Annotated in this window: 8 protein-coding genes; 3 read left to right on the top strand and 5 right to left on the bottom strand. The window is 69.3% G+C overall.

Annotation, left to right across the window (positions count from 1 at the left end):
- From ON21_RS03690 to ON21_RS39410, 3 genes are all read right to left on the bottom strand, one after another.
- Nucleotides 1–1579 (bottom strand): amino acid adenylation domain-containing protein (locus ON21_RS03690; protein ID WP_039795283.1); only part of this gene is annotated, 1579 nt, incomplete at its 3' end.
- Nucleotides 1580–1873: 294 nt separating this feature from the next.
- Nucleotides 1874–2857 carry a helix-turn-helix domain-containing protein gene (locus ON21_RS03685; protein WP_039795282.1) on the bottom strand — a complete coding sequence of 328 codons (984 nt, stop codon included), beginning with the start codon at nucleotides 2855–2857 and terminating at the stop codon, nucleotides 1874–1876.
- A 143-nt stretch (nucleotides 2858–3000) separates the two neighbouring features.
- A complete protein-coding gene (locus ON21_RS39410; RefSeq protein WP_039795280.1) occupies nucleotides 3001–3876 on the bottom strand; it encodes a M23 family metallopeptidase in 876 nt (291 codons plus the stop codon).
- Nucleotides 3877–4072: 196 nt separating this feature from the next.
- Here ON21_RS39410 and ON21_RS03675 point away from each other — a divergent pair, with 196 nt between their 5' ends.
- The 3 genes from ON21_RS03675 to ON21_RS38075 all read left to right on the top strand — a co-directional run bounded on the left by ON21_RS03675 (nucleotide 4073) and on the right by ON21_RS38075 (nucleotide 6295).
- Complete coding sequence (locus ON21_RS03675; protein WP_174372122.1) at nucleotides 4073–5137, top strand: nitronate monooxygenase; 1065 nt, start codon at nucleotides 4073–4075, stop codon at nucleotides 5135–5137.
- A gap of 62 nt (nucleotides 5138–5199) precedes the next feature.
- Nucleotides 5200–5592, top strand: coding sequence for an SCO5389 family protein (locus ON21_RS03670; RefSeq protein ID WP_039795278.1), 393 nt, complete (start codon nucleotides 5200–5202; stop codon nucleotides 5590–5592).
- Between the two features lie 124 nt (nucleotides 5593–5716).
- Nucleotides 5717–6295, top strand: a complete 579-nt coding sequence (locus tag ON21_RS38075; RefSeq protein ID WP_157170697.1) for an HD domain-containing protein — start codon at nucleotides 5717–5719, stop codon at nucleotides 6293–6295.
- On the opposite strand, the gene ON21_RS03660 is transcribed toward ON21_RS38075, so the two are convergent.
- Both ON21_RS03660 and ON21_RS03655 read right to left on the bottom strand, forming a co-directional pair.
- A complete protein-coding gene (locus tag ON21_RS03660) occupies nucleotides 6279–7916 on the bottom strand; it encodes a long-chain fatty acid--CoA ligase (RefSeq protein WP_039795275.1) in 1638 nt (545 codons plus the stop codon). The genes ON21_RS38075 and ON21_RS03660 overlap by 17 nt on opposite strands.
- The gene (locus ON21_RS03655; protein ID WP_039795273.1) at nucleotides 7910–8242 is read right to left on the bottom strand and encodes a hypothetical protein; all 333 of its coding nucleotides are present in this window, start codon (nucleotides 8240–8242) and stop codon (nucleotides 7910–7912) included. The genes ON21_RS03660 and ON21_RS03655 overlap by 7 nt, the downstream gene beginning before the upstream one ends.
- Nucleotides 8243–8326: the final 84 nt, after the last annotated feature.

The raw sequence follows: 8326 nt of genomic DNA, 5'->3' as shown, positions 1-8326 counted from the left end.
CCGGCAACGCCGCCCGATCCAACTTCCCCACCGGCGTCAACGGAATCGCATCCAACACCACGATCGACGCCGGAATCATGTACGCGGGCAACGACTCCCCGATGTATTCGGCGAGCGCATCGGTGTCCACGTCGGCGCCGGGCCGCGGCAGCACGTAAGCCACCAGGGCGGTCGCGCCCGACGGCAGCGTCTTGCCCAGGGTGGCCGCGAAGTCGACGTCCGGATGACTGGTGAGGGCGTTGTCGATCTCGCCCAGTTCGATGCGGAAACCGCGGATCTTCACCTGGAAGTCCGAACGACCCAGGTATTCGATGACGCCGCCGTCCCTGCCCCCGGATTCGGTGCGTCGTACCAGGTCACCGGTGCGGTACAGCCGCGCTCCCTGATTGCCGCTGTCGGCGCCGAACGGACTGGCGACGAATCGCTCCGCGGTCAGGCCCGGCCGGTTGAGGTAGCCCTGCGCCAGCGCGGGGCCGGACAGATACAGCTCGCCGACCACCCCGGCCGGCACCGGACGCAGCCGCGAGTCCAGCACGAACGCGCCGACGCCCGGGATGGCCGTGCCGATCGTGATCGGGTCGCCCGGCGTCATCGGCGGCGTGCTGGTGGCCAGGATCGTCGCCTCGGTGGGCCCGTAGCCGTTGTAGAACTCGCGGTCGGCCGCCCAGCGCCCGACCAGCTCAGGGCCGAACTTGTCACCGGCCACCACCACGGCCTGGAGGTCGTCGAGTCCGGCCGGATCGACCGATTCCAGCGCGCCCGGCGTGATCAGCATGTGCGTGACGTGCTCGCGCCGCAGCAGGTCCGCCAGTTCGAACCCGCCGAACACGGTGGGCGGCGCGATCACCAGCGTGGCGCCGGAGGAGAAGGCCAGCAGCAGTTCCAGCACCGAGACGTCGAAGTTCGGCGAGCAGACGTGCAGGACGCGCGAGTCCTCTGTCACTCCGTAGTGCTCGCGCTCCGCGGCGACCAGCCCGGCCAGGCCGCTGTGCGTGACCACGACGCCCTTGGGCTTGCCGGTGGACCCGGAGGTGTAGATGACATAGGCCGGGTGCCGCTCGTCCAGCGGACGGACCCGGTCGGTGTAGGAGATGGGATGCTCCGGGCGCGCGGCGATGCGCGCGGCCTGCACCGGATCGTCCAGTTCGATCCAGTACACGCCGGTGCCGAGCACCGGGCGATGCGCCGAGGTGGTCAGGCCCACCGTGGCGCCGGAGTCGGCGACGATGTGGTTGATGCGGTCGGTGGGGTAGGTCGGATCCACCGGCACGTAGGCCGCGCCGGTCTTCGCGATGGCCCAGACGGCGACCACCGACTCCACGCTGCGCGAGATTCCGATGGCGACCACGTCGCCCGGCCCGACACCGCGCTCGATCAGCTCCCTGGCCAGCCGCGAGGACGCCGCGTCCAGCTCGGCGTAGGTGAGCTCCCGATCGTCGGCCGGGTCCCCCGTTGGGTTGAACCGGATCGCGACCTCGGTAGCGGCGGACTCGACCGCGGCGGTGAGCAGCTGCGCGAAAAGCGGACTGCCCGACCTGCGGCGACGGCTACCGCGAGCAGAGCGACGGGCGGTTTCCATTCGAGTGCATTCACCTCTCGCATCGAGCCAGGACCCGGACAATACCCTGCTCAGGGCTCGTTCTCCGAGGCCAGCGCGGACCGAGCAATCATATAAGGGGCTGACCACTGAACCCGCGCGCTGTATTGGATTGCCGCGGATGCCGTCGGTACGGTCCGCGTCCCCCTTCGTTACGTGCTGTCCTCTCCTCGGACACCACCCGCCCCCATGGAATCGGTGTCTTGCCTGATCCCTGCCGTTATATCGGTGCGGACACCATCGTGTTGCAGGAACCACCCGAATCGGTGAGCTTGCTCACAGCCACCCGCGCCGCGTGGCCTGCACCCCCGCCTGGAATCTCGTGCTCGCTCCGAGACGCTCCAGCAGTCGCGCGGTCCGGCGGACCACCGTACGCCGGGACATCCCGAGTCGCCGCGCGATGGTGTCGTCGGTCGCGCCAAGTCCCATCAGGGTCAGGATCGCGCGGTCGCGTTCGTCCAGCGCCTCCGCGGCCGGATTCACCGAGATCGGCGCGGCCATCGTCCACAGCACGTCGAAGGTCTTGATCAACAACTCGAGCGTGGGCGAACCGGTGATGCGCAGACCCATCGGGTCGGGCCTGCGTTCGTCGGCGTGCAGCACCAGACTGGCCCGCTCGTCGTCGCTGATGATCAGTTTGAACGGCGGGTCGGGCAACGTCCTTGCCTGCGCACCGCCGGCGTTGGTGGACAGCGCGTGCCGCAGGCGCTCGGGGTCCTGATAGACGGTGTCCTGATACAAGGTCTGGTAGCGGATACCGTCGGCGAGCCTGGTCCGTTTGAGCTCGAACAGCTGGCGCTCGCGCTCGGGATCGCTGAGGTAGGGCCCGCGCTCGACCAGCTTGACGCAGCTGCGCGCGCCGGTCTGCATTTCCTCGAAATCCGCCAGCATCTCCAGCCGCTCGTACACCGGCACCACCGCGCCGTTGCCGCGGGGCGAGCGGCGCACCGAGCGGAACGTCTCGCTCAATCGTGCTGCGGCCGCGTGCATCTGGTTGATCTCCTGCTGCCTGCGCCGTGCCTCGGCTTCGGACAACGATTCCGGCGCGTGCGCGTCCCACAGCGGTTCGCCGTCGGGCGATTCGATGCGGACCGCGGCGTGCAGTTCACACAACACGTCCAGCGAGTCCGCGGCGAGGTCTTCCGAAACGCCCAGGTACTGCGCGATATCGGCGAGACTCGACCGCGGATGGTGCACCAGCACGGCGTAAGCGCGGCCGTGCGGTGACCCAGGCTCGAAGATGTCGCCCAGCTCGATCACGGCCCGAGCCTAGCGACCGACCGGTGCCCATGGGGCGGCTCCACGAGACCCGGACGCGAACCGCTTCCCGCGTCACCCGGACGCGGGAAGCTTCGCTGCGCGCAACCGTGCGCTGATCGGAATATCAAGCCGGACAGGGAATGTCAGTGCGCGGACGGGCCCCACTCCAGGGGCACACCCTTCGCGGCAAGGTAGGGCATCGGGTCGATCTTGGTGCCCGACTGGTCCCAGATCTCCAGGTGCAGGTGCGGACCGGTGGACTGACCCCGGTTGCCGACGGTGGCGATCACGTCGCCAGCGTTCACCCGCTGGCCCGCGTGCACGAACATCTCGTTCACGTGGCCGTAGACCGCGGTGGTGCCGTCGTCCTGCAACACGCGCACCCACAAGCCGAACCCGGAGGCCGGTCCCGCCTCGATGACTTTGCCGCTGCTGACCGAGTGGATCGGCGCGCCCAGCGAGTCGGCGAAGTCGAGGCCGTAATGCATGGCGCCCCAGCGGCTGCCGAAGCCGGAGCTGATCTCGCCGGCCACCGGGCGCACCGCGGGCGCCGGAGCGACCTGCTGCTGCACGCCCTTGAGGGCCTCCTCGGCTTGCGCCAACGGACCGGCGAGCTCCGGGGGAAGATTGGGAATGCCGAACGGCGCGGCGACCGGGGCGGCGATCTGGCCCGCGACCGCGGCGGGCTCCGGCGCGGGCTGCGCGACCGGCGCGGCGGCGGCCTTCGCCTCGGCGACCGGGAGGATGCTCGTACCCTTCGTGGTGGAGGGCGCGGCCTGCGTCTCCTCGTCGGCGTCGTGCGAACCGGGCAGCAGCGGCGAGGCGTAGGCGAGCGCGGGAGCGACCTGGCTGGCGGCGCCGATCAGGGCGCCCGCGGCCACCGCGGCGGTGGCGGCGGCCTTGACTCGTTCGGTGGCGGACGGCTCGGCGCGGTGCCGCGTCGGACGGCCCGTTTCGCCGCCCTCGCCGAGGAGGCTTCGGACGGTAATGGAACTGGGGCCTACACGGTGCTGCGACAAAGCTGAATCCTCGGTCGTACAACAGGGTCCGGGATGCCGGAGCCCGAGCCGAACCGGTTCGATAACGATCCGATGAAGCCGGGCGGATAACGGTTTGGCATCCGTCGTGACGGGAACTCTACCGCGTCGTGACCATTCCGCAACCTTCCAGCGGAAAAACGCTGGTGAGGCCCGGGTCACATGTCCAGATGCGCGGATGAGCGACAATCGGACCGTGATCTTCGACCGCTTGGACGTTCCGATCGTGCTCGCCCCGATGGCGGGCGGCCCCTCCACTCCCGAGCTGACCGCCGCGGTGGCCGAGGCGGGTGGTTTCGGCCAGCTGGCCGCCGGTTATCTGAGCGCCGCCGACACCGCCGCGCGGATCGCGGCGACCCGCGCGGCCACCGGCAAGCCGTTCGGCGTGAACCTGTTCGTGCCCGGCCCACCGACCCCCGCCGCCGATCTGGCGGACTACCTGGCCGAACTCGGCGCCGAACACCAGCTCGGGGATCCCCGCTTCGACACCGACGACTGGGACGCCAAGCTCGACCTCCTCGTCGCCGACCCGGTCGCGGCCGTGTCCTTCACCTTCGGCTGCCCGAGCGCCGGGGACATCGAACGGCTGCACACCGCCGGTTCGGAAGTCTGGGTCACCGTCACCTCGGTCGCCGAAGCGCGCGTCGCGGTCGAGGCGGGCGCCGACGTCCTCATCGCCCAGGGCGCCGAGGCGGGCGGGCATCGCGCGACATTCACCGATCGGCCCGCCGACGACGCCACCGACCCGCTCGGCCTGCTGGCGCTGCTGCAATTGCTCACCGCCGCCACCGACCGGCCGCTGGTGGCCTCCGGCGGTCTCGTGACGGGCGCGGGCATCGCCGCCGCGCTCGCGGCGGGCGCCGCGGCCGCGCAACTGGGCACCGCGTTCCTGCGCTGCCCCGAGGCGGGCACCAACCAGGTGCATCGCGCCGCGCTGGCCGCCGACACCCCGACGATGCTCACCCGCGCGTTCACCGGACGCAGGGCACGCGGGTTGCGCAACCGATTCCTGGTGCGGCACACCGCCACCGCGCCGACCGGATACCCGGAGATCCACTACGCCACCGCCCCGCTACGAGCCGAAGCACGGGCGGCGGGCAACCCCGACGAGGTCAACCTCTGGGCGGGCCAAACCCATGAGCTGGCACCGGAGCTACCCGCGGGCGAATTGGTCGCGTCCCTAGCGGCCGATACGAAAGCCGCACTGGAAAAAGCGCTTTCACGCCGAATTCAGTGTTATTGACAACGACTTTCGTTTAGACTTCAGTGGCATCGCATCGACGTCCAGCACTGGAGGAGAGCGCCATGTCCCTTGATGTCCCCACCGCAGTTCTCGAACGCGCCGAACGCGGCGAGGTCGACGACGCCGACTTCGTCGAGGTCGTGCGCAATTCGCTGCCCTACGCCTGGGAAGTTGTCAGCCGGGTAGCCGGTGAACTGCGTTCCGGCACGGCGGAATTCGCCGACAACACGATCGCGCCGCCCGACGAGGTAGCGCGCGGGCAACTGCTGCGCGCCATGGCCTCCGACGCGATTCGCGGTGGACTGGAGCGGCACTTCGGCGTGAAGCTCGCCTTCCAGAACTGCCACCGCGTCGCCGCGTTCCCCCTCTCCGCGGTCGGCGGCGAGACCTACAGCACGTTCATCGGCACCAGGGCCCAGCTGCTCAACCAGAGCCCGGAACTGCGCAACTGCTGATCCGCGAACCGAACACCCGGCGCGGCAAACCCTTTCGCTCGCGCCGGGTGTTCTCGCGTATTCGGCGCCCTACCCGCGCGTCGCCGCGGTGCCCCGCGGCCGTCTGCGGCTAGGGTGAACCGCTATGAGCAGCAACGATCTTCGTGATGAGGTCGAGGCCAGGCTCGCGCCGTGGCACCAACAGCTCGGGGCCGACCGCGCCGCCTACACCAACCATGTGCTGCGCGTCCTGGCGCTGTGCGATCTCCTGGCCGACGACCGGCAAACCCCGCCGAGCGCCCGCGAGGAGTTCCTGACCGCGGCCGTCCTGCACGACATCGGCATCTGGTCGGCGGGCAGCTTCGACTACCTCGCCCCCTCGTGCGACCAGGCGCGCGCCTGGCTGGCGAGCATCGACCGCGACGACCTCACCGGACTGGTGGTGGCGATGATCGACCAGCACCACAAGATCCGCCCGGCGGCCGCCGCACGACCCGGTCGAGATCTTCCGGCGCGCCGATGCGATCGATGTCGAACTCGGCTTGCTCGGCCGGTTCGGCATCTCCCGCGGAACCTACCGCGAACTGGCCGAGCGCTATCCGAACCACGGCTTCCACCGCAGGCTGGTGTCCCTGGCCGCGCGACGGCTGCGCAGTCACCCCACGTCACCACTGCCGATGCTGAAGTGGTGACGCGGGGCAGCGGCGTCAGGACAGGGTGGTGACGTCCAGTTCGCCGTCGGCGTACTGACTGCGCAGCCGCTTCTTGTCGAACTTGCCCACGCTGGTCTTGGGGACCTCGGCGATGAACGTCCAGCGTTCCGGCAGCTGCCATTTGGCGAACTTGTCGGCGAGGAATTCGCGCAACTCCTCCGGCTTCGCCTCGGCGCCCTCGGCCAGCACGATCGCCACCAACGGACGCTCGTCCCATTTCTCGTCCGGCACGCCGATCACGGCGGCCTCGGCGACCGCCGGGTGTCCGATCACCGCGTTCTCCAGATCCACCGAGGAGATCCACTCCCCACCGGACTTGATCACGTCCTTGGACCGGTCCACCAGCGTGAGATAACCGTCGGGACTGATCTTGCCGACGTCACCGGTGCGCAGCCAGCCGTCGTCGAACTTCTCCGGATCGATCACCGTGCCGTCGGGCGAGTAGTACGAACCGGTGATCCACGGACCGCGTACTTGCAGTTCACCCAGGGACACACCGTCGTTGGGGACCACGCCGTCGTCGCCGACCAGACGCGCCTGCACTCCGGCCGGGAAACGGCCCTGGGTCACCCGGTAGGCCCACTTCTCCTCGTCGGTGACCGCGGTCGCGGGCGGGTGCGCCACGCTGCCCAGCGGCGAGGTCTCGGTCATGCCCCACGCGTGCAGCACCCGCACCCCGTGCTTTTCCTCGAAGGTGCGCATCATCGACGGCGGCACGGCCGAGCCGCCCACCACCACCGCGCGCAGATGCGTGATGTCCTGCGGGTTGGCCGCCAGCCCGGCCAGCACCCCACCCCAGATGGTCGGCACCGCCGCGGCGAAGGTCGGCTTCTGCGCGGCCATCACCTCCAGCAGCGGACCCGGCTGCAGGAACCGGTCGGGCATCAGCAGATTCGCCCCCGCCATCAACGCCGCGTACGGCAGGCCCCATGCGTTCGCGTGGAACAACGGCACGATCGCCAGAATCGAGTCGGTGCCGTGCAGGCCCATCCCGTTGTTCGCGGCCACCTGCATCGCGTGCAGCCAGTTCGAACGATGCGAATACACCACGCCCTTCGGATCACCCGTGGTGCCGGAGGTGTAGCACATCGCCGCCGCAGCGCGCTCGTCGATCACCGGGAAGTCGTAGGTATCCGGCTGCGCACCCAGCAACTCCGAGTAGGAGTGCACCTGGACGCCCTCGGGCGCGGTCAGGGTCGCCGCGTCGCCGTTGACCACGATCACGTGGCGCACCGTCGTCAGGTGCGGCAGGATCTGCCCGAACGACGGCACCAGGGTGCCGTCCACCAGCACCACCTGATCCTCGGCGTGGTTGGCCACGTACACGACCTGCTCGGGGAACAAGCGGATGTTCAACGCGTGCAGCACCGCGCCCATCGCGGGCACCGCGATATAGGCCACCAGATGCTCGTTGTTGTTCCACATGAACGTGCCCACCCGGTCACCGACCCCGATGCCCAGCCCGCGCAACGCGTTCGCCAACCGCGCCGACTCGGCGCCGACCTCGCGATAGGTCATGGTGCGCACGCCGGTACCGGTCCACGTGGACACGGTCGAATCCCCGGCGAACGTCGATGCGTAGCGCAGCAACGTCGCCAACGACAACGGCTCGTCCTGCATAGTGCTCAACATCGGAACTCCTTATTTTCTTCGGTGACTTCCGTCAGGAAAGCCGAGTCGGTTTCGGCCACCTTCGGGGGATACAAAATCGGTTCGCCACTGGTGAGCAGGTCGCACGACAGCTCGGGCTCGGCCCACGCCACGTTGTCGGTCGAGCCGGGATGGCCGAAGGCACGGTGGCAGGCGTCGGGGTCTACATGCTCCGCATGGTCGCGGGCAAGGCCGACTTCGGCCGGATTCACCTCCGGGCCGATGGACGCGGCGAAGAGATCTTTCGGGATGTGACTGCGGAGAACCAGGCCGGGGAGCTCAGGGAAAGTCGGTACACGCGCCAGCATGGTTCAGCACGCATCGACCATGAGCCACATCACACGGGGGATGCTACCCAACGGTAGGCCGTCTCGGGCAGGGGCGGCGGAGAA

This window comes from Nocardia araoensis NBRC 100135 (genome assembly GCF_000308435.1).
In the GTDB taxonomy this organism is placed as follows: Bacteria; Actinomycetota; Actinomycetes; order Mycobacteriales; family Mycobacteriaceae; genus Nocardia; species Nocardia araoensis.
Note: the sequence above shows the minus strand (reverse complement) of the source record. Positions and strands in the feature narration are given on the sequence as shown.

Excerpts from the sequence above, each read along its gene's own strand:
- ON21_RS03675 (WP_174372122.1), top strand. The coding sequence starts at position 4,073 with ATGAGCGACAATCGGACCGTGATCTTCGACCGCTTGGACGTTCCGATC.
- ON21_RS38075 (WP_157170697.1), top strand. The coding sequence starts at position 5,717 with ATGAGCAGCAACGATCTTCGTGATGAGGTCGAGGCCAGGCTCGCGCCG.
- ON21_RS03660 (WP_039795275.1), bottom strand. The coding sequence starts at position 7,916 with ATGTTGAGCACTATGCAGGACGAGCCGTTGTCGTTGGCGACGTTGCTG.
- ON21_RS03670 (WP_039795278.1), top strand. The coding sequence starts at position 5,200 with ATGTCCCTTGATGTCCCCACCGCAGTTCTCGAACGCGCCGAACGCGGC.
- ON21_RS03655 (WP_039795273.1), bottom strand. The coding sequence starts at position 8,242 with ATGCTGGCGCGTGTACCGACTTTCCCTGAGCTCCCCGGCCTGGTTCTC.